The 20,851-nt window shown below is 46.2% G+C and carries 13 protein-coding genes and 1 riboswitch; of the genes, 8 read left to right on the top strand and 5 right to left on the bottom strand.

What is annotated here, in order from left to right:
* Position 1 precedes the first annotated feature (1 nt).
* On the top strand, positions 2–3,841 hold the full coding sequence (locus tag K3T83_RS05330; protein WP_236064823.1) for a serine/threonine-protein kinase: 3,840 nt from the start codon (positions 2–4) through the stop codon (positions 3,839–3,841).
* Between the two features lie 118 nt (positions 3,842–3,959).
* Here K3T83_RS05330 and K3T83_RS05325 read toward each other — a convergent pair whose 3' ends face one another.
* The 4 genes from K3T83_RS05325 to K3T83_RS05310 form a co-directional block, all read right to left on the bottom strand.
* The gene (locus K3T83_RS05325) at positions 3,960–5,132 is read right to left on the bottom strand and encodes a tyrosine-type recombinase/integrase (RefSeq protein ID WP_220201938.1); all 1,173 of its coding nucleotides are present in this window, start codon (positions 5,130–5,132) and stop codon (positions 3,960–3,962) included.
* 61 nt (positions 5,133–5,193) lie between these two features.
* A complete protein-coding gene (locus K3T83_RS05320; protein ID WP_220201937.1) occupies positions 5,194–5,376 on the bottom strand; it encodes a helix-turn-helix domain-containing protein in 183 nt (60 codons plus the stop codon).
* A gap of 123 nt (positions 5,377–5,499) precedes the next feature.
* Entirely contained in the window at positions 5,500–5,703 is a 204-nt protein-coding gene (locus tag K3T83_RS05315; protein WP_220201936.1) for a helix-turn-helix domain-containing protein, read from the bottom strand.
* 640 nt (positions 5,704–6,343) lie between these two features.
* Positions 6,344–7,045 (bottom strand): class I SAM-dependent methyltransferase, encoded by a 702-nt coding sequence (locus K3T83_RS05310; RefSeq protein ID WP_220201935.1) that lies wholly within the window; start codon positions 7,043–7,045, stop codon positions 6,344–6,346.
* 215 nt (positions 7,046–7,260) lie between these two features.
* On the opposite strand from K3T83_RS05310, the gene K3T83_RS05305 reads away from it, so the two are divergent.
* Complete coding sequence (locus K3T83_RS05305; RefSeq protein ID WP_220201934.1) at positions 7,261–7,497, top strand: helix-turn-helix domain-containing protein; 237 nt, start codon at positions 7,261–7,263, stop codon at positions 7,495–7,497.
* Positions 7,498–7,573: 76 nt separating this feature from the next.
* Complete coding sequence (locus K3T83_RS05300; protein ID WP_220201933.1) at positions 7,574–11,245, top strand: type ISP restriction/modification enzyme; 3,672 nt, start codon at positions 7,574–7,576, stop codon at positions 11,243–11,245.
* Between the two features lie 485 nt (positions 11,246–11,730).
* On the opposite strand, the gene K3T83_RS05295 is transcribed toward K3T83_RS05300, so the two are convergent.
* Positions 11,731–14,592, bottom strand: a complete 2,862-nt coding sequence (locus tag K3T83_RS05295; protein WP_220201932.1) for a phage/plasmid primase, P4 family — start codon at positions 14,590–14,592, stop codon at positions 11,731–11,733.
* Between the two features lie 1,066 nt (positions 14,593–15,658).
* Between K3T83_RS05295 and K3T83_RS05290 the strand changes: the two genes are divergently transcribed.
* The 5 genes from K3T83_RS05290 (at position 15,659) to K3T83_RS05270 (ending at position 20,841) form a co-directional block, all read left to right on the top strand.
* Positions 15,659–16,492: a hypothetical protein gene (locus K3T83_RS05290; RefSeq protein ID WP_220201931.1), complete on the top strand. Its 834-nt coding sequence runs from the start codon at positions 15,659–15,661 to the stop codon at positions 16,490–16,492.
* 533 nt (positions 16,493–17,025) lie between these two features.
* Positions 17,026–17,760, top strand: coding sequence for a PIG-L deacetylase family protein (locus K3T83_RS05285; RefSeq protein WP_220201930.1), 735 nt, complete (start codon positions 17,026–17,028; stop codon positions 17,758–17,760).
* Positions 17,761–17,806: 46 nt separating this feature from the next.
* Positions 17,807–17,968, top strand: a riboswitch (FMN riboswitch).
* A 242-nt stretch (positions 17,969–18,210) separates the two neighbouring features.
* A complete protein-coding gene (locus tag K3T83_RS05280) occupies positions 18,211–19,098 on the top strand; it encodes an ABC transporter permease (RefSeq protein WP_220201929.1) in 888 nt (295 codons plus the stop codon).
* Between the two features lie 90 nt (positions 19,099–19,188).
* On the top strand, positions 19,189–20,211 hold the full coding sequence (locus K3T83_RS05275) for an ABC transporter substrate-binding protein (RefSeq protein ID WP_220201928.1): 1,023 nt from the start codon (positions 19,189–19,191) through the stop codon (positions 20,209–20,211).
* Between the two features lie 282 nt (positions 20,212–20,493).
* Complete coding sequence (locus K3T83_RS05270) at positions 20,494–20,841, top strand: hypothetical protein (protein ID WP_220201927.1); 348 nt, start codon at positions 20,494–20,496, stop codon at positions 20,839–20,841.
* The last annotated feature ends 10 nt before the right edge of the window (positions 20,842–20,851 follow it).

Raw genomic sequence — 20,851 nt, 5'->3', positions numbered from 1 at the left:
TATGGAACATCATGTGGGGCAACGCCTGGGCAACTATCGGTTGCAGCGCCTGTTGGGACAGGGAGGATTTGCGAAAGTCTATCTGGGAGAACAGATTTATCTGCATACGCAGGCGGCATTGAAAATCTTGCATGTGCAACTGCTTAATGAGCATGTGCAGGCTTTTCTCAAGGAGGCGCGATTGATTGCTCATCTTGAGCATCCCCGTATCGTGCAGGTCCACGATTTCGCGGTACAGGAGGGAACCCCCTTTCTTGTGATGGCATATGCTCCTTATGGCAGCATACGGCGGCTCTATCCAGAGGGAACAGTGCTGGATGTTGGCACCGTCTTATCGTATGTCAAGGATATTGCGGAGGCGCTGCAATTCGCTCATGATCATAGTCTGATTCATCGGGATGTAAAACCTGAAAATATGCTGGTGGGTTTCGATAAAAGGCTCTTGCTGGGCGATTTCGGGCTGGCCGTTGCCGCGTTGGGTTCTCAACAGAAAGGCGCTCAAAACATTGTTGGCACTGTATTCTATATGGCTGCCGAACAACTGGAAGGAAGGCCGTGTGCTGCAAGCGATCAATATGCGCTGGGAGTGGTGGTATATGAATGGTTATGTGGTGCCTTGCCGTTTGTTGGAACGCATAGTGAGGTTGCAGGACAGCACCTAACGACGCCTCCCGTGCCTCTGCGAGAGAAGAACAGCGCTATCTTCCCGGCTATCGAGAAAGTTGTTCTGCGAGCATTGAGCAAAGACCCACGGCAGCGTTTCCCCAGCGTAGCAGCTTTTGCGCAGGCATTGGAGCAGGCAGTACAAACAAGTGAGTTAGAACAAGATGAGTTGTCATCTGCAACAACATATCATTTGTCGTATCCCGTGCGCCAGCAACAGCGTCCTCTGGTTGGGCGAGAGGAGGAACGGACACTGCTGCATCGCCTGATACTTGAGACAGAGCGGCGTGTCGATCTCTCCTCCAGTGACGTTGCTCCTACCAGCTGGACGCGACCAGCTCGCGTGCCATGTGCCTTTTTGTTGGGCGAGGCTGGTATTGGGAAGACGCGCCTTGCTGAAGAGGTAAGTCATGAGGCTCATCAGCGGGGCTGGTCTGTTGTCTGGAGCCGTCTCTATAGTCATGAGTGCCGTGCTCCCTATCAATTGTGGGTGGAGGTGTTGCGCACCATTTTAAGGCAGGGATTATGGGGAAGGGGAGAGGATGGTCAGCGCCCACTCTTTTTCCAGCCGCTCGTTGCGCTCTTGCCAGAACTTGCAGATAGCGCTGCCCCTCTTCGGGAGTCATCAGAGCATGAGCAGTTGCGCCTCTGGGAAGCGGTACTGGCGCTGTTGATAAAAAGTTGCGAGCGCCAACCGATCCTGCTGGTGCTTGACGATGTGCATTGGGCGGATAGTGGGAGTTGCGAACTGCTCGGCTACCTTATACGCCGCCTGATAGATTATCCATTCCTGATAGTTGGTACTTATCGCGAGCATGAGGTATCAGCAGGGCATCCGTTGATGGCGTTGGTGGGGCATTTGCGGCGAGAGCATGCGGTGGCGGTTGCCCATATCACCGGGCTGACTGATGCGCAGATTGGCGAACTGGTTGCAGAGGTGCCAGAGCCGTTCAATAAGTATATCCAGCATCAGGCTGTGGGTAATCCCTTTTTTGCAGAAGAGTTGGCGCGTCTCTCTTATGATGTGCAAGCTCCTCTGGATAAACCTGCGCTTGCGCATTCCCTGCCTGAGACGATTACGGCAGTGTTGCAGCAACGGTTGAATAAGTTAAGCAACACCTGTCGAAACTTTCTTGCACAGGTGGCTGTGCTGGGCAGCTCATTTGCTTTTTCAACCATGCAGTTCATGACAAATAGCGGCAATACGAGTATGGGAGAAGAACAGCTGCTCAATATTATTGATGAAGCATTGCAAGAGCGTGTTTTGATGGAAGAGATGCGTGGTGGCGGCAATATCATGTATCATTTCTGGCATCCTCTCTTGATGAGCCATCTTGATGAGACATTATCGGCCACCCGGCGCGCTTTGCTCCATCGTAAAGCTGCTGAAATACTGAGCCAAATATATGCGAAGCGAGAAATAGAAGGTGCTGCTCTGATTGTGCATCATCTTCTGTATGGAGGTGCTGATGCAAGCTCTATTGCTCGTTATGCTGAACTGGCGGGCCATCATGCGTATGCGCTGGCCGCCTATCCCGAAGCCGAACAATATTATCGCATGGTTTTGAAATATGGATGGGGTTGCGAAGGTGAGGATCTTTGCAGCTGTCAGACGACGCCTGATGATGTTGCTCCACTGGCCTATTTGTTGGAATTGTTGGGCGAGTGTACTCGCTTTCAAGGCAAATATCTGGCATCCCGGCGCTGCTATGAGCGGATACTTGAGTTGCATGATGCGCTGGAGAAGTCTGTAGTGGGCATGGATTTTTTGAAAGAGGTGCAGTTGCAGGCCATGTTTCAGTGTGAAATCGGCGTCACCTGGTATGATGTGGAAGATGGAGCCAACGCACTGCGATGTTATCGACAGAGCGAACAGATATTGGAGGCGGCAGGCATCAGTGATGGTCACGCCCTGGCCCATATTGTTTTGCAGCAAGGCTATGTGTACTGGCGTAATGGCGGTTATGAGCTTGCTCGTGCTTCTGTTCAACGCGCGTTAGAACTATTCCAAAGCGCATTGCAGCAGGAGACGCAGTGGAAGATAGATATGCCAGCGCCGCCAACGCGTTTGCGCCGCACATTGGCTGGCGATCCAGTCAATCTTGGTAGGATCTATGCATTGCAGGGGATAATTGCCAATTCGGTTGGTCAGGTAGATGCATCCTTAGAGCATTTCCAGCAAGCGCTCGCCGTGTATGAGCAATATCATTGCCAGCGCGAGATCGGGTTGATCTGGTGCAATCTGGGGGACGTGTATATCAGGAAAACAGATTATAGGATGGCAGAGATCGTTTCACGGCGCGCTTTGAAGATTGCCGAGCAGGTGGGCGAGATCCCGACGATCTGTATCATCTATATCAATCTTGGGTTGCTGGCAACTCGCTCTGGTAATCTCGTGGAGGCAAGAGCGTTGTATCAACGAGGGCTGCTATTGGCAGAGCAGGGCGATGATCAGGTGCATATCGGCCTGGCTTCTACGTATCTGGCGCTTGTATCGCAAGATTTGGGGGCCGTGCGTCAGGCCAGACAGTACATACGACGAGCTTTGACAGCGAATAAACATCTCACCGTTGCCAGTTGTATTGGGCCCGTCTGGATTGCGTGTGCTGTGATGCGGCTGGCTCGCTTCTCCAGTTCTGCCAATAATCATATGCAACTCTGCAAGGCTGATAGAGGCGTGTTAAGGCGAGCTGGGAAGACGATTGAAAAGGTGTTTGCCCTCGATGGGCTGGATAAAGAGACCCGCATAGAGGGAGAGATAATCTTAGCACGCATCTTATTGTTGCTTGGTAAGGCGACAGATGCCCTGCATTACGCGAGACAGGCATTGGAGAGTGCTCAACGCTGTGGATTGATGGGGAGTGTGGCTCAGGCACAGCGAGTGCTAGGTAGCATTCTGGCGAACCAGGCCCATTATGAGGAAGCCGAGCAGAACTTCAAGCTAGCACTGCAACAGTTTGCTGGTTCTGGGATGCGCCTGGACTATGCCCGTACGCTGTATTGTTATGGCAGGATGTTGATTAGCTTTGGGCCGGAGAGCGAGCAGTATCAGCAGGGAGCGAGCTATCTACGAGAGGCCCGCTCCCTTTGCCTGATGTGCCAGGCTAATCTTGAAATGCAATATATGGATGGCGATCTGTTAATCTTATCAGATACGCAAACTCCGCAACATGCGTAATAAAATTTAGCTTGAAAATCTTTCATTCTATTCCCGTCTGCTCTGTGGATTGGCTTTAGAGGCTAGTTTATGGGGTAGTGATTAGTGGTATTGATCGGGTTTGACATCAGTTGTGACATCAGATAGCCTCATTTTTGCCTTTTTGACTGGCAGTAAAGAGGCTGTTAAGGGTGTTAGCAGACTGATCTTTCATCTTCCTGGTAACATGTCCATAGATGTTCATTGTGAAAGCCACGTCGCTATGCCCTAACCTTTCTGACACCGTTTTGGGATCGGTCCCACTTTCTAGCAGGAGCGTAGCCCCTGTATGTCGTAGGTCGTGAAAGGTGATAGCAAAGTCTCTCTTCCTGGCAAACCTACTAAAAGCACTAGATACACTTGTAGGCCAGTAATGGGAACCTGTATCGGGGCTAGGAAATAGCAGGTTAAGCGGGTTCGGGGTGCCTGCTGCTAGTTGCTGTTTTCGGTGTGACCGTAGAGCAGCAATCGCAAAGTCAGGAAGAGTTAACACACGCTTACTGCTTTCTGATTTCGGGGTAACACTGTTGATGGCTAACTTTTTCTCTCCCTGCTCTTGCTTTTCTGATGTCAGGGTTTTATTGATCGATACTAGCCCCTGCTCTAAATCGATATCAGACCATGTAAGGGCTAGTAATTCGCTCTCCCTGGCTTCTGTAGCGAGTGCCAGGGGAACCAATACGCTAAACAACTTATGATCCTTGCAGGCGTCTAGAAGCTGCAAGGCTTCATCCTGGGAGAGAAAGTTGTTTTTTGACTTGATCTTTTTAGGAAGTTCTACCCGGTCACATGGGTTACTATCGATCTTCCCCTGCTTTACCGCTGATTCCAGACAGGTATGAAGCGTACTGATGTATTCCCGTATCGTGTTAGGGTTTAGCCCCTGGTCTAGCATTTTATTGACTAGCTTCTGAATATGCCCAGGAGCTAATTTGTTAAGGGCTATATGTCCTAATACTGGTACAAAGTATGCATCCATTCGGTACACTGCCTTTGTATACGTATTTGGCTTATACCCGGCTCCCCTGCTGCTCATACGTTTCTTCATTTCTAACCATTCCCTGATGTGTACCTGAAATGGTTGTTTTGACGCGGGTAACTTCCCCTGCTCAACTTCTCCCAGGAGCCGACGCCGTTCTTTTTCTGCCTCTCTCTCACTATCGGCATAAGCATAACGGCGTTTGCCGTCTGCTCCTGGTACAGCGATTTGATATCTTCCGTCCTTCCGCTTTGTGATGGTTCCTTCCCCATAGATTCTCTTTTTTTTAGCCATAATAAAACCCTTTCTTTTCTCTAGACCGACCTTAACTTGTTGTAAGCTACAGCCTATTGACTTACTTCTTAGCTACCCATTTTTGAAGCTGTATAGGATCAATTCTTGTGCATTTACCTATCTTATGATAGGGAAGCGGATTTTTCTTATCTGCCATGCGTCTATACAGAGTTGCTTTACTCACCTGCAAAAAATCGCAAGCCTGGGAAACGGTGAGCAGGTGTGCAGCAGGAGCAGTTTTCATACCGTCTGCTCCTGGTACACTGACTTGATATCTCCCATCTTTGCGCGTCGTGATGGTTTCCTCTCCATAGATTCGTTTCGTTCTAGCCATATGGTTATCCCTTCCTTTCTCGCTTTAGGGTGCCTACTTGCCTCTGCTCTCTACCCATTTTTCTAAGCGCTTAGGGTTTACCCGAACAGCTCGACCTAAACGCACAACGGGTAAACCTTCCTGGGCAATAAGCTCCCAGGTTTTTGTTGTGCCTAAGCTGAGTAATTTTGCTGTTTGCTCAACAGTAATTAAGAGGGGTTGTTCCTGTGGGGTGTCCTGAGTAACTTGTCGTGTCATGGTGCTATTTCCTTATCGTGTCTGTATTCATCAGCTTTCGCTGATGTTCTTATTATAACACAAGAAAGCGTACAACGTAAAGACATGATGTTCGTACGTCGTGCTAAGGGAAGAAAGTACTAGACAGGAAGAGAAAGCTCATAATCGGGGAGGAAAGCCCTATAGGTGAGCAATCTACAGGGCTTTAAGCGGAAGAGGCTAGAATAATTCATGCAGTTTGACTTTGGGATATCTGTAAAAAGGTGGTGAGACAGTACTACTATTAAAGTTCAGATGGTACAACTCGTAAAATACGCTTTGATCGGGCAAGGTGAGCAAGAACGTACGAGCATGGGCTAGTTGTGTCGGGTATTCTTCTCGTTTGCTCCCAGGTGGAAGGATAACCGTTATTTCTACCTTAGAAGCATCTCGTTTAATCTCACATCCACTTGCTTGTAGCAGGGGGATAGTGTACTTATGGTAAAACATTAACTCTATAACGATGGGAGCAGCTTCTATCATGGCTTGCACCCCCACACTTGAGAACCGTAGGAGATGCTAGTAAAGCTTTCTTGCATCATGTCTAGTTGCATCTGAGCTAGACAGGCATCGTACTCAATATCTTCTACTCCTGCCTGCATAAGATATTGCTTTAGTAGGATCATGCTAGTTTGAGTATCCTTGCAGCAAGCGAAATGCAGGGGGAGCCGTAACTAGCATCAATCAGGAAGGGACGGCTTACCACCTCAGTAAATCCCGCGTCTTTCAAGAGACGGGGTAACATATGGCAGATACCTACAGACCGCCTATCTACTGAGTATGTTCTATCCTGGTCTAGCAGCAGCTTATAAAGGCGACTGTAGAGGAATTGTAAAACGGTGCTGTTTGATACTGTTACCTCGTATTCTGCCAACAACACTACTCCCCCTGGCTTTACCACTCTATAGCACTCTGCTAGCAGCTTAGGCCATGATTCCTTATCCATAAAAGCAAACAGGAGCCGCCCGTTTACTATGTCGAATGCGTTATCATCAAAGCTTAAACCTCGCTTAATGTCCATCACTTCATAAACAAGGTTAGCCAGTGTACGCACGTCTGCTAGTGCTTGCGCGTACTTGACGATATCTTTATCTATGTCTACTCCTGTAATGGTCAAGTTGGGATACTGGTATGCTACATTGCTCTCCCACTCCCCAGGACCGCACCCCAGGTTAAGCAGGGATCGGGCTTTCGGGATATCAGGCTCTAAATCTTCAGGGAACAATCCCCCCATTGCAGTTGTAAAAATATGATCCTGATCGATCAGGCGTGCTATCTCTGCTGTATTCGGTTCAATAATGTACTTGTTTTCATTCTTTCCCATAGCTAAGACTCTCCTTATCAATCGTAGTGGGGCACTCTTCAAACCTTCCCCTCATGTCGATATAGAGTGGGGAAATATATTCACCCTGTCAATAAATCCTATGATTACCAGTCCTGTGGTGTCAAGTCCTTTGTCCATTAATCCTGTGTCCATTTTCAATCTTCCTTGAAACAGGTGGAAAAGTTAGACTATGTGGAAACGTGAGGGAGAATGTTATGTATCGTCTGAAGGTAAAAGAGGTAGCAGCAGCTAAGGGATTTTCACAACGGCAATTATTCTTAAAAAGTGGGGTAGATATCCGTACTGTCAGGCGTATTTTTCGGGAGCCTGATACAGTCGTGACTACAGAAACGCTAGACAAGCTGGCTACGACAATGGGGGTGGATATCAGGGATTTAATCGAGACGATACATGAAAAAGAGCAACAAGACCAACAAGGCTCGGAGGAGTGAACCTGATTCTTTACCATTTGGCAATTGTAGGTTGGAGATTGTAGCAGGATGTGAGTAGCAGCAAGGAGCGCAATGGATGGCAACAGAGCCTATGAAACTCTTCTATTCTTACGCACATGAAGATGAAGCACTACGAAACGAATTAGAAAAGCATCTCAAGCTCCTCCAACGGCAAGGTTATATTACACAATGGCATGATAGACAAATTCCCCCTGGAAACTTATGGGCAGAAGAGATTGATGCTCATTTAAAAGTTGCTCGTATAATATTATTATTGGTTAGCCCTGATTTCATCGCCTCTGATTATTGTTATGGTATTGAAATGCAGGAGGCGTTGAAAAGACATGTTGCCAACGAAGCTCGTGTCATTCCTATTATTGTGCGTAGCTGTGATTGGGAGTCGGCCCCCTTTGGTAAGCTGCAAGCCCTCCCAAAAGATGCTAAACCTGTGAAAAAATGGTCAGACCAGGATGAAGCATTTACGGATATTGCAAAAGGTCTTCGTAAGGTTGTTGGAGACCTAGCTGGAAAGCCGACAATAGAAACAAATCAAACTACAGATACGAAAAAAAAGAAAGCAAAAACCGGGGCAGGGGTTGAAGGGAAACGTATGGCACTCACACCCACCACTATTAGCGCTCCTATCGTCAAGAAGGCTGTTGAACGTTACCATAAAGAGCTTAAATATTATAGGGATCAAGCAGACGATGAATTAGGACTCAGAGCGGCTTTTCAAAACTTATTAGCAGATGTCGCTCGTCATGTCAATTGGAAAATATCGCCAGAACGGACAATGGAAGGGAAGATACGGCCTGACGGTATATTGACTGATGAGTTTAATCTGCGACGTGGTTTTTGGGAGGCAAAAGGGCCAAAAGGGAATCTCGAAAAGGAAATTGGAAAGAAGATTGCTGATGGATACCCTCTCACAAATACTGTTTTTGAGAATACAGAGCGGGCCGTACTCTATCAGGACAAAAGACGCGTAGAAGAATATAATCTAACTGATCCAAAGAGTGTAGGTGATTTACTCCAACGCTTCTTGACCTATACAGAACCAGATATTGAGAACTTTGAAACGGCGGTACAGGAGTTTAAGGAGCGTATCCCCGAATTGGCAAAGGCACTACTTGCTATTATCGACAAAGAACATAAGCAGAACAAAAAGTTTATCACAGCTTTTGATACCTTCACCTCTCTCTGTAAAGTTGCTCTCAATCCACAAATTAGCACGGATACTATTAAGGAGATGCTTGTACAACACTTACTTACCGAGCGCCTCTTTCGTACCGTCTTCAATAATCCTGATTTTATCAACCGTAACGTGATTGCTGCTGAAGTCGAAAAGGTAATCCAGGCGCTTGCTAGCCGCTCATTCAATCGCTATGAGTTCCTGAAATCACTTGATCGCTTCTATATTGCCATCGAAGGGGCTGCAAAGGGAATAGAAAACTGGTCTGAACGCCAACACTTCCTCAACACAGTCTATGAACGTTTCTTTCAGGGCTTCTCGGTGAAACAAGCAGATACACATGGTATTGTTTACACGCCTCAAGAGATCGTTGACTTTATGTGTGCGAGCGTGGAAGAAGTGTTACAGAAGGAATTCGGTACATCTATCTCTAAGCCAGGTGTGCAAATACTTGATCCCGCAACAGGCACAGGTAGCTTTATTGTCAACCTTGTCCATCGTATCCCAAGTTATCAGCTCAAACATAAGTATCAACATGATCTCTTCTGCAATGAAATTACGTTGCTTCCCTACTACATCGCCTCACTCAACATTGAACATGAATACTACGAAAGAATGAAGGAGTATGAGCCATTTGAAGGGATATGCTTTGCGGATACATTAGAGCTAGCCGAGGGACAACAACTATCTCTATTTGTTGAAGAGAATACTGAACGGGTCAGGCGCGAAAAAGAAGCACAGATCATGGTGGTGATAGGAAATCCACCTTATAATGTTGGGCAGGTAAATGAAAATGATAATAACAAAAATCGTAAGTATGAAGTAATTGATGCTAACATTAATAAAACTTATGTGAAGGGTTCTAATGCCACCAATAAGAACAAGCTCTATGACGCATATGTCAGGTTCTTTCGCTGGGCAATAGACCGTCTTGGAGGCCGTGACGGAATTGTTTGCTTCGTCAGCAATAACTCATTCATTGACCAAATAGCGTTTGATGGTATGCGTAAGCACCTTATGCAAGATTTCACACAGATATATCACCTTGACTTGCATGGCAATGTGCGCAAAAACCCCAAGCTCTCAGGCACAACACATAATGTTTTTGGTATTCAGGTTGGTGTAGGCATTACTATAGCGATACGAAGTAAGCAGCACACTCAGCGAAAACTTTATTATTACCGTGTGCCTGAAGATTGGACACGAGCAGATAAATTAGCATTGCTAGCAAAGGAAGGCAGCTTAGCAGCTATTGAATGGCAAGAATTGTTACCTGACGCAAAATATACCTGGATTACCGAAGGTTTTAGATCAGAGTTTGAAACATACACACCATTAGGAAGTAAAGAGGCGCGAACCATACGTTATGGATCAATGGAAGAGGAGAGAATCAACACTATCTTCAAGACCTATTCACTAGGAGTACGTACTAACCGTGATGATTGGGTATATGATTTTAGCCGGAATAGCCTAGAGCAAAAGGTATCTCGCTTTATTGGTACGTACAATAGTGAAGTAGATCGTTGGCGGCGGCGTGGTAGTAACCAAGCTGTATCTGTAAATGACTTCGTTATGTATGATGATACCAGAATTAAGTGGAGTGAAGGATTAAAACTGAGCCTACAACGTAATAACTATGCAGAAGACTTTGATAAAACAAAAGTCCGGTTGTCATTGTATCGCCCTTTCTGTAGACAGTGGTTGTACTTAGATCGTAAGCTTATTGAGCGTATCTATCAATTCCCTGGATTTTTTCCAAATTCTCAAACAGAATTAGAAAATCGGTGTATCGGCCTTACTGATTTAGGATCAGAGAAGCCTTTTATGGTTTTGGTGTCCAGTCTTATTCCAGATATGCATTTAGTTGGTGCTGGTTGTGGCACACAATGCTTTCCTTTCTACACCTACTCTGACGACGGCAGCAACCGCCGCGAGAATATTACCGACTGGGCGCTCAAGCAATTTCAGGCTAAATACGGTCCAGAAGTCACCAAATGGGACATCTTCCACTATGTCTACGGCATGTTACATCATCCCCAGTACCGAGAACGTTATGCCGAAAACCTCAAACGCGATCTCCCACATATTTCCCTTCTTTTACGAAAAGACGCTTTCAATACCTGTGTACGAATTGGTAAGCAACTTATGGATATTCATCTGAACTATGAACAGGCTAAAGAGTCTTTGGAACTGATTGAGACTAAAGGCGTACCTTTTTCCTGGCGTGTAGAGAAAATGCGCATGTCTACTGATAGGCGTGTGGTAGTTGTCAATGAGAGCTTGAGATTAGGGCCACTACCGCCAGAATGTTTTGAGTATCGTCTAGGCAATCGCTCGGCTCTCGAATGGGTGATCGATCAGTACCAAGTTAGTGAGGATAAGCGAAGCGGAATTGTCAGTGATCCTAACCAATTAGATGATGAAGAGTATATTGTGCGTCTGGTCAGGAAAGTGGTCACAGTGAGCGTTGAAACGGTGAAATTAGTTAAGGAATTGGAGCAAGCCGTTAAGGTGGAAGACTGGCTAGGTGAAAGTGTAGGAATTACACAGGTATAGGCATTTATTAAAGCCCACAATATAGCCATTCTAAGAGGTACAAAAACAGGCCATGCTACTGTCACACAATGGTCTGTTTTTTATACTCCATCACCCCTGCCTGACCTTATGCGAACCATACTCCTAATCTCCTTCCTGTTATGGCTCCTTAGAAGAGAGGGCACACAATGAGCGTAAAACGGAAATTTATTTTTCCGCTCCCTACTGTGCAAGTGGAAATTTATTTTTCCGTTTTATGCTTGCTAGCCACACAAGGCAAGAGGGAGAGGCTAACACAGTAAGGAAGTATCAGCGTAATAGGGTATCCTGTCCCGTTGAGCAGACATATGCTATTTAGGGGTTGAGAAGGCCATAGAACAGCTTATATTATGAGGGTGGTAAAACTACTAGCCAGAATACAAACAAGCCCTTTCTTGACCTTCTGAGGGGCTAGCCCTGCTTTTGGGAGTGGGATAAACCACACAGGGCTAGCTGTATCTCGATTTTTACAAGCCTAGCTCATGTTTTCTACGTCGTAGCTCACTTAACGCGGTATCACATTCGTTGGGATCATCACTGTCTAGATCATGGGCTAGTTTTTTGAAGTAATCATCATATGTGTAGTAATCCTCTCTATAGAGGATGTTACCCCGTTGCACAAACTCCTGATTCTCCCGTAGCATGCAATACAATTGAAGTGCCTCTTCTTCTGCATCCACAGGTGTATCTATGGATGTAGGGTTGGTGTATGATCCGTAGTAACCATACACCTTATCTGAATCAGCCTGTGAAGGCGGTTCATTAGTAGTCACAGGCTGGGAGGGTGTATAGTGTGTATGGTCCTGACAACTTTTTTCCTCAAAGGGACTATTTGAGGGTGTATTTTTAATAAAAACTTGGTTTAACCCTACACACCCTACACCGCTAACATCATTGATAACGTGTGAACTGGCTTGTGGAGAAGCTTCATAGGTGGTGTAGGGTTCGTTACGACTATACACCAACCCTACACCCTCTTCACCAGGAGCTAATACCCTTATCCCCTGGTAAACATACCCTACTTTGAGACGTTTCTTTTCATGTCGCTTGCTCATATCATCCCCGAATAAACGCCCACTCATAGGTTTTAGCTGATTGTCCTTACACCAGTTGAGATAGGTTTCATACAACCTGCTAGCCGGTATCGTTGCATTAAGTTCTTCCACACAACATTCATCAATGAAGTGTCCCAACGTATCCTCCTCATTCCTGTATTCCTCAGTAGCTACACGGATAAATTCAGGTATGGCAAGCCCGTGTTGTTGCCAGTCCAGACACCCACGTACTAACCACGCGAGAATCCCGCTATGCTCCTCTTTGAGCTTGCTAACCAGGGTGCTATCTTTCTTACGCTCGTTTTTGGCTTTTGGGATATCTACAAACCTCATACCGAACTCAACTAAACAGGCTCGTTCCCAAAATGCTTTATCCCTTGCATCTGCATGCGGCTTGTAGTTTGTCATGAGCAGCAGTTTATGAGAGGGCTTAAAGGTGTACTGCCTGCCGTGTAACTGTCTAGTCGAGATTTCACCCCCACCCGTCAACAATTTAATCTGTGCGACGTTGAGTTTATCACCCTGCTTTGTTTCACTCCCCCACACTAACCGTTTTCCTTGCAAGTCGCACAAGTGAGGGGTTGCTGATCCTCCTGTCCGGTTTCGATCCTGAGCAATAAACACATCATTGCTTACAGCCCCTACCAACGGCCCTAACACGTCTTTCAACACACTCAGAAGGGTATCTTTTCCGTTGCGTCCTTCCTCTCCATAGAAAACAGGGAATATAGCCTCTGTACTTAACCCTGTCATGCCATAGCCCAGAAGCCGTTGTAAAAATGCTATCAAGCTAGCCCGTTCCTGTTGTTTATCCTCAAAAATTTGCTCTAAGAACTGCTCAAAACGAGGGGAAGAGATTTGTAATCCTGTCCACTCAGTAGGGCAAACGGTACGGATGTAATCAGCAGGTCCCCCGTCTCGAAACTCGCCTGTACGTAGATCAATAACCCCATGTAGAGTTGCCAGGAGCCAGGGGTTACTATCCCACATATCAGAAGTAACACCCATTTCTGATTGTATGAATAACTGCACACTCATATTACGGCGTGAAGTTCGCAGTGCATCAGCCCTTGCTTCCAGGTTTTTCATCCATCCCTTAATTTCGCTTTTCCGTTTCCCCAGTTCTTCTAGCTGCTTCTCCTCTTCTTTAGAAAACTTCTTTCCCTCTTCCCTTAGTTCCTTCTCCCTCTTTTCTAGTTGCTTGATTTGTTCCTCACATTCGATTAATTGAGGGTGTAACTCTGCTTTCGCTTTGAGATAGATGGAGCCAAGTACACCAGATACCAGTTGACGGATTTTCCCCGTTTTGTCCAGTTCCCAGTAATGGCCCTGCCACAGATACCACTCTTTCCCTGTGTGGTCATAGCAGATTTGTCCCTTAAACACCTCAGCAAAAAGCAATCCATCCCCATATTCAATCTGGTCTAGGTACTCAAGCACCTTCTCTACAGGGATTGAACGGGGAGCCAGTTTATAGGGTGTCTGCCTATTCTTGCCTAGCTTCTCCTGTATACCTGCCACACGATGTAACACACGGTCTATCTCTTTGACTGTCTGCTCCTGTTTCCGTAGAGGATTATAGGTTTCACGACACTGCTGTATAGCCCGTTCAATCGTTATATCCCCATAGGTTGCCCCTCCTCTGTTTGCGTCCCATTTCTCCCTGTAGAGTGCGCTTTGTCGAAACAATCGATCCATCTGTATAGCGTCCTTGCCAGTCCAGAAAGCCAGCATATTACACAGGGCTTGATCGGCTTCTGAGTGTGAGGGATAGCCAGCTATGGACCCTTGAAAGAAGAGAGCAGAGAATTTATCGCCATTGCTAGCTGTTTCGGCTTTCTGTAGTAGCTCCTGGTCTGACAAGCCTAGTAACGAGGGAGCAGAGGAGAGTAAAGGCATGTGTGCAAGTTGTGGCTTTTGTTGTACAGGCTCCCTCTCTCCAAATTCAGCGTACAGACTATCTAACACACTTTGCCTCTCTTCAATCGTGGTAGGGGTTCCTGTAAGATGCTTCTCTGTGACAGTAAAGTATCTCCCATTACTGTACATCTCAATAGCCGCTTTCTCATGTGATGGGAGATATGGCTGAGGTATACCGCGTTTCAATCCCTTAGCGACATGACCACGTACAAAGATATGAAGCCCTGTCCCACTGGGGGAATATTCTGTATAGCTAGCCAGCTTCTTTACAATCGTGCTAGCCCACTCCTCTATAACTCCCTGCTCGTTCACACAATGATCTAAGTCAATCCCCGTGATACCATCTGCCAGCATAAACCCGATTCCACTGTAAGGGGTAGAGCTAGCTTGCGAGTGTTCATAGGTTGTACGGGCTTGCTCGTATGTTACCCAGGTATCAGGGTCATTAGAACGAGCGCCTTTATGAGTGAGAGCATGAAAAGGGACTTTGGTTTGCTTCCCTTCTCGTTCCTGGTATCTCCATACAACCCACTGCTTTTTTGACTGTAACTCAACTGATGCATTCGTGTTCATGAAATCTCCTAAGAGCTTACGTTAGGAGGATAGTTTGTCAGGCCGTCATGTCAATAGTTTTATAAAGTTTTTAACAAAATTGAAAACTTTTATTGACTTTTGGCTTTATGCTATGGTATGCTATTTTATGTAAAAGTATGTACAATGCAAAACCATAGTAAATAACTATCCTCGATCAAGAGGGACACGGGACTTCAAAATCTGTCTTTGCCGAGACGATTATTGAGAGTCCTTTTGTGTTGCTCATTTACTTACACCTTGCCTTGATATTTCATAACCTCAAAGCCGGGTCTTTACTTGTACTAACGTCCGTACATATTGGTTGGTAACGCGACATGAAGACATGACAGCACGTGTTACCATTTGGCTAGTTGTTCGTTATGGCTATTCCTTTGCAGGATATCTATAACTTACTAGCCCCATCACAGTAGTACAGGCATATGGGAACGGTGTGATTCGCCCTGTCCCGTTGCCTAGTATTACTCTACCATGCTTCTGAGCTTTGTACAATCCCTTTAGCACACCCTTTTCCATACAGGATTGTTACAGGCCGTTTAGCTGCTCATACTTTTATATACTTTTTAATACTTTATCTTATTTTTGTCGGTCAAATTAGTCGATCATAGCAAATTGATGCAATATCTATGATAGGAAAAATGGGGGATATATGGGAGCGTAAAGAAGGTTTTTGTTTTGCATTCTAGTAGAGGGACAAAGCAAAAGTAGGGAGCAGGCTATACTTGCTCTCCTTTTAAATATCCAAAGATGCTACGTCTAGAAATATAGGTGCAATTGTGAGATAATCAGGCCGTTTTATTAATCAGGATATTTAACAGAAATAGTATAGATGGAAGATAGTGAAATGATTATGTTGATACTTTTAGCCACACAACCTCCTGACTTCTGGCATGATCCTTTTAATCAATTTATCATTAATATAATAGTTGCTGTTGTGTTTTCTGGTGTTTTGACAAGTGTTGTAGCTATTTGGATCTTTCGTAGGCAACAACAGAAGAAAGAAATTAGCTATGAAATAATCTCTGATGCATCTGTTATTAGCGTTAAGAAGAACGTTGAGAGTAGAGTAGAGATAAGGCTTGATGGCAATCCAGTAAAAGAGGTCACACTTGCTGTTATTAAAGTTTCAAATACAGGAAACACAGCAGTAAAAAAGGATGATTACGATAAACCCCTCCAATTTTTATTTATGGGAAGGACAGTAATTAGTTCAGAAGTAACCGAAACCGAACCGGAAGACTTGATAGATCAGTCTGATTATAAATCCTTTTTTTTACAACCGACACCAACACAAGATTTTATAGAATTTCCAAAAATAACTCTCAACCGCAAACATACTGTAACTTTTTCTGTTTTGTTGAATGGAGCAAGAAATGAGATTAGCACAAAAGGAATGATTATTGATGGAGATATAGTACAGTTTAAGTCAATAATGAAGCAACGGCGCAATCTAATGATAAGCGGAGTAATGTATAGTATTACATTCTTCATGTGGTCATTTATAATACAAGGCTTAAAGCAGATAATACCAGATGATCCCTCCAATCCGCTTATTTTATTTATAAAATTGATAGTTGTTACAATTATTACTCTTATCCTTTTGATTTTGATGATAATTTGGCTAATTAAATCTTTTAAAACATTTTTCATGATAAACAAATGAAAGGTGCTGTTAATATCATTGTAGCACCTTTCATTTGTTTTGTAGTTTACAAATTGATAGATGGCAAATGTGCTTGTGTATCCTTAGATGCCAGAAAAATCTTGAGTGATAGCCGGTTTTTCTTGGTTTGCGTTACCCGGCTCGACAAACACCACCTCCCGCGACCTCCTGTATAACGTCCCCAATGGCCTGTAGCAGCAGATTGAAATGGCTTTTAATGTACTGTACGATGCCAGTCGTTAGGCTCTCTAGGAGGATCGATAGTTATGATAAAGGTGAGGATTGAAGCGCTTTTTGACATCACTCTTGACATCAAATTTGCTGATTTAGAGCGATTGAAAATGAATCAGGGCGAATCTCAACGAAGGGGAGCTAGCCTGCAATGCGTGCTGAGAGAAGGGGAGCAGACGGGCTAGAAAAGTGCGTTAAATTTAGCTTGAAAATCTGTTACAATCAATGGCAGAGATCAGTGTTCATGTGATCTCTGCCATTGATTGTAATAGTCATGAGAAGAAAGTAGTAGGAAAGATCCTGTGACCGATCAAGAGCAACAGAAAGTGGCGATGGTTGTTGTCGCACATGCTGATGATGCAGAATTTGCTGCGGCCGGGACGGCCGCGCTCTGGGCGCAAGAGGGCTGGGATGTATATTATGTGCTTTGTACTGATGGCGGCAGCGGCGGGCCAGACGAGGCGACAGATGTAAGTCCAACTGCCAGACAACAGATAGTCGAGACGCGCAAGAAGGAGCAGCGGGCGGCAGCACACATACTGGGTGTCAAGGATGTGATATTCCTCGATTATACTGATGGCCAATTAGAGCCGACGCTGCAATTGCGGCGCGACATTGTACGCCTTTTGCGTCGTTATCGGCCATCGCGTCTGGTGTTTCAGACCCCTGAGCGCAGATGGACGCCAGCGCTCAGCATTGGTGCGTATCACCCTGATCATATGGCAGCGGGGCAGGCGACGATGGCTGCTGTGTATCCGGCCTCGCAAAACCCCTGGGATTTTCCCGAGCTGCTAGAGGAAGGGTATCAGCCGCATAAGGTATCGGAGTTGTATATCATGGCGGCACCGGTCGTGAACTATGGCGTAGATATTAGCACAACTCTGGATCGCAAGATACTGGCATTGCGCGCTCATGAAAGCCAGCTTGCCAGCAATATTGATGAAATTGAACAATGGATGCGCGCCTGGGCGAAGGAAGCTGGCGAGCGGCATGGGTATACCTATGCGGAAGAGTTTCACCGCGTAGAAAATCGCTAATGTCCGCCCTTGCCGCATGCTCAAGCTTTGTGGCATAATGATGCATAGAGACCTTCGGGGCAGGGTGCAATTCCCGACCGGCGGTGTGCTTTGCCAGCAGATGCAGCAAAGTAAGCCCGCGAGTCCTTCATCAGCTTCACGTTGACGAGGCGACAGATTCGGTGCGATTCCGAAGCCGACGGTATAGTCCGGATGGGAGAAGGTTTATATGCAGACCACCCAATAGCTGTTCTTTGCAAACAGACGAATAGCTATATAGGATAGGAGCGATGACGCATCCTTGCTTATAGACATACTGCCAGGTATGGTATGAGACCATTCGGTAGTATGGGGCTAGCTATTCTGTATGTGGTCTTCGTTCATCTCCCTCACAAGCCTCCCCGAGTCAGTTGAATTGACGAATCCCTATGTATTGTAGAGTTTTCGTCAGTATAGCTACCGAGGGATGTCATGAGTGTAACAACCTCTACAGAGAACGATGCAATGATGGACGCGCATCAGGCGGGCACGTCTATACGGAAGCGTCCTGCATCATTTGGTGTGAGTGATCTTGCTCACCATTCATCTATTGCCAGAGCAAGAGTCACGATGCGCTTGCTCTCAGTGCTACCTCCTATTGTATTGGCCCTTGTCTTATTGATCGGCTGGTACATGTCTACGGCAGCAGGAGCCGTCAATGCTCTGTTTTTGCCTGCGCCAGTGGATGTGTTTGCCAGTTTATCCGATGGTCTACAATCAGGTTTGTACTTGAGCAGTATCCTGGTAACTGTGCAGGAGAGCGCTCTGGGCTTTTTACTGGCTGTCATTATCGCATTGCCTTTAGGATATGGACTCGTCAAATCGCGGTTACTGGCAACTGCCATGCATCCATATCTCGCGGCTGGTCAGGCGATCCCGGTTATCGTCATCGCTCCTTTGCTTGTCATCTGGTTGGGATCTGGGACGGTCTCAAATGTGATTGTCTGTATGCTGGTCGTCTTCTTCCCGATGGTGGTGAATACGATGCTGGGCGTGCAAACTATTGATAAGACACTGACAGATGCTGCACGTGTTGAGGGTGCCTCGGGCTGGTCCATGCTTGCCAACATTGAATTTCCGCTGGCATTACCGGCGTTGATTGCCGGCGTGCGTACAGGTTTTACCCTCTCCATTACCGGTGCGCTGGTGGGAGAGTTTGTGCAGGGAGGAGATCAGGGGCTAGGCTCTTTGCTATTGATTGCCAAGAATCAATACAACACGCCATTTATGTTTGCGACGTTGATTATTCTGGCGGGGTTAGCTGCGCTCTACTATGGGAGTACCTGGCTCCTGGCGAAAGTCGCTGAAAAAATCTATTAAGTTGAATTGGAAAATGATGCTTGCAAGTACTTGTAAGCATCATTTGTGCTGGTTTTATTATCTATCATAATCAAGAACGGAGCGACATCGATGACAATACGCCATCGTGCATTTATCATCTTCTCTTTGCTTTCCCTGCTGGGAATAGTGGGATTGCTGCTTGCAGCCTGTGGCGGCGCTACAACGTCGGGAGGGAGCACATCGTCCACACCTGCCCCTGCTGGAACGAAAAAGATATCGATAGGGTTGGGGTATGTTCCTGATATTCAATTTTCGCCGTTTTATGTCGCGAAGACAAAGGGCTATTATTCAGCCGCCGGTTTAGATGTAACCTTCAATCATGGCGTTGTGCCTGATCTTGTTGGTTCGATGATTGCGGGTAAAAGCAACTTTGTATTCGCCAGCGGCGACGAACTGCTTGTTGCGCGCGATAAACATCTTAAGGCGATCGATGTGGCGACCATCTTCCAGAAATATCCGGTTAGCCTGATTGTCCCTGCCGATTCTCCTGTCAAGACGCTGGCAGATCTGAAAGGTCATTCGATAGGCGTACCTGGCCCATACGGAGCAACGTATACTGGCCTGCTGGCTCTGCTCTACAAAGCGAATTTGTCGCTCTCCGATGTCAAAGTGCAATCCATCGGGTTCACGCAGGTAGCGGCTTTGATGAGCCACCGCGTCGATGCTGTCATGGGCTATTCCAATAATGAGCCGTTGCGTTTGGAGAGTAATGGCTTCAAAGTGCGGACGTTTGCTGTCTCTGAGTATCAGCCCTTGATCTCCAACGGCATTGTGACAACGGAGGAGACCTATCATAACCAGCCAGAAGTAGTGCGCAGCTTTGTGCAGGCGACGCTGAAAGGGCTGAAAGATGTCATTGCCGATCCTGCTGGAGCAGTTGAAACGAGCAAAGCATATATCCCAGGGATGAGCAACACAACGGAGACGCTGGCGATATTAAAGGCAACAATTCCTCTCTGGCAGAGCAGCAAGCAACTCGGCTATAATGACAGTGCGACCTGGCAGTCGATGGAGCAGTTTATGACCTCCGAGAAATTGATCGCGCCTGTATCGGACCTGACGCAGGCATACACAAATCAAACTGTGGTGTGAGCCGGGTGAAAAATGACGCTTTTCTCGTCTGTTCTTATACATTTGACGTAGCGCCATTTTTGAGTATATAACATATTCGGGCAGCAATTTCGTCTGTATGTTGACGAGGAATGCTGTCCGAAATGCTGTTATGGAGTGGCAGGTTATAAGATAAAAGTGTGGTGTTATCGCTGACTGATTGCACCCTGCACAGTGAGTGGTGTATAACAGCGTTGGATGACCTGTCCTTTAGATAGTGTGCTATTCTGAGTGAGGCAGAAGTATTACAGAGAGAGGAATCTAATGAGTAATACCCCTGATCGATGCAGCCAATTGCGTAAGCTCCACGATCAGCTTACTAATGAAGTGAGGCTCTTACGGGAAAGTGTGCAGCGTGCACAACAGGAAGGAGTCAGTACTTCTATTGAATCGTTGAACACCATCAAAAGTTTGCAATCCACGCTGAATACCATTTCGCTTGAGTTGAAGAAGTGTCCACCTGAGCTAGCGGCGGCAACCCCAGCAGAGGAGGCCAGATCATCTTTATTGCGCCAGGTAAAGTCTTCTTTGCCAGCTCAACGGGTGCGTCAATGGTTTCCCGATTCTGTTCAGAGCGACGAGGAGCCACGTATTACTGATGACATTCAATAAGTTGTCGAGT

It is taken from the genome of Reticulibacter mediterranei (assembly GCF_016587455.1).
The sequence above is the reverse complement of the archived record's forward strand: the minus strand, read 5'-3'. Positions and strand labels throughout refer to the sequence as shown.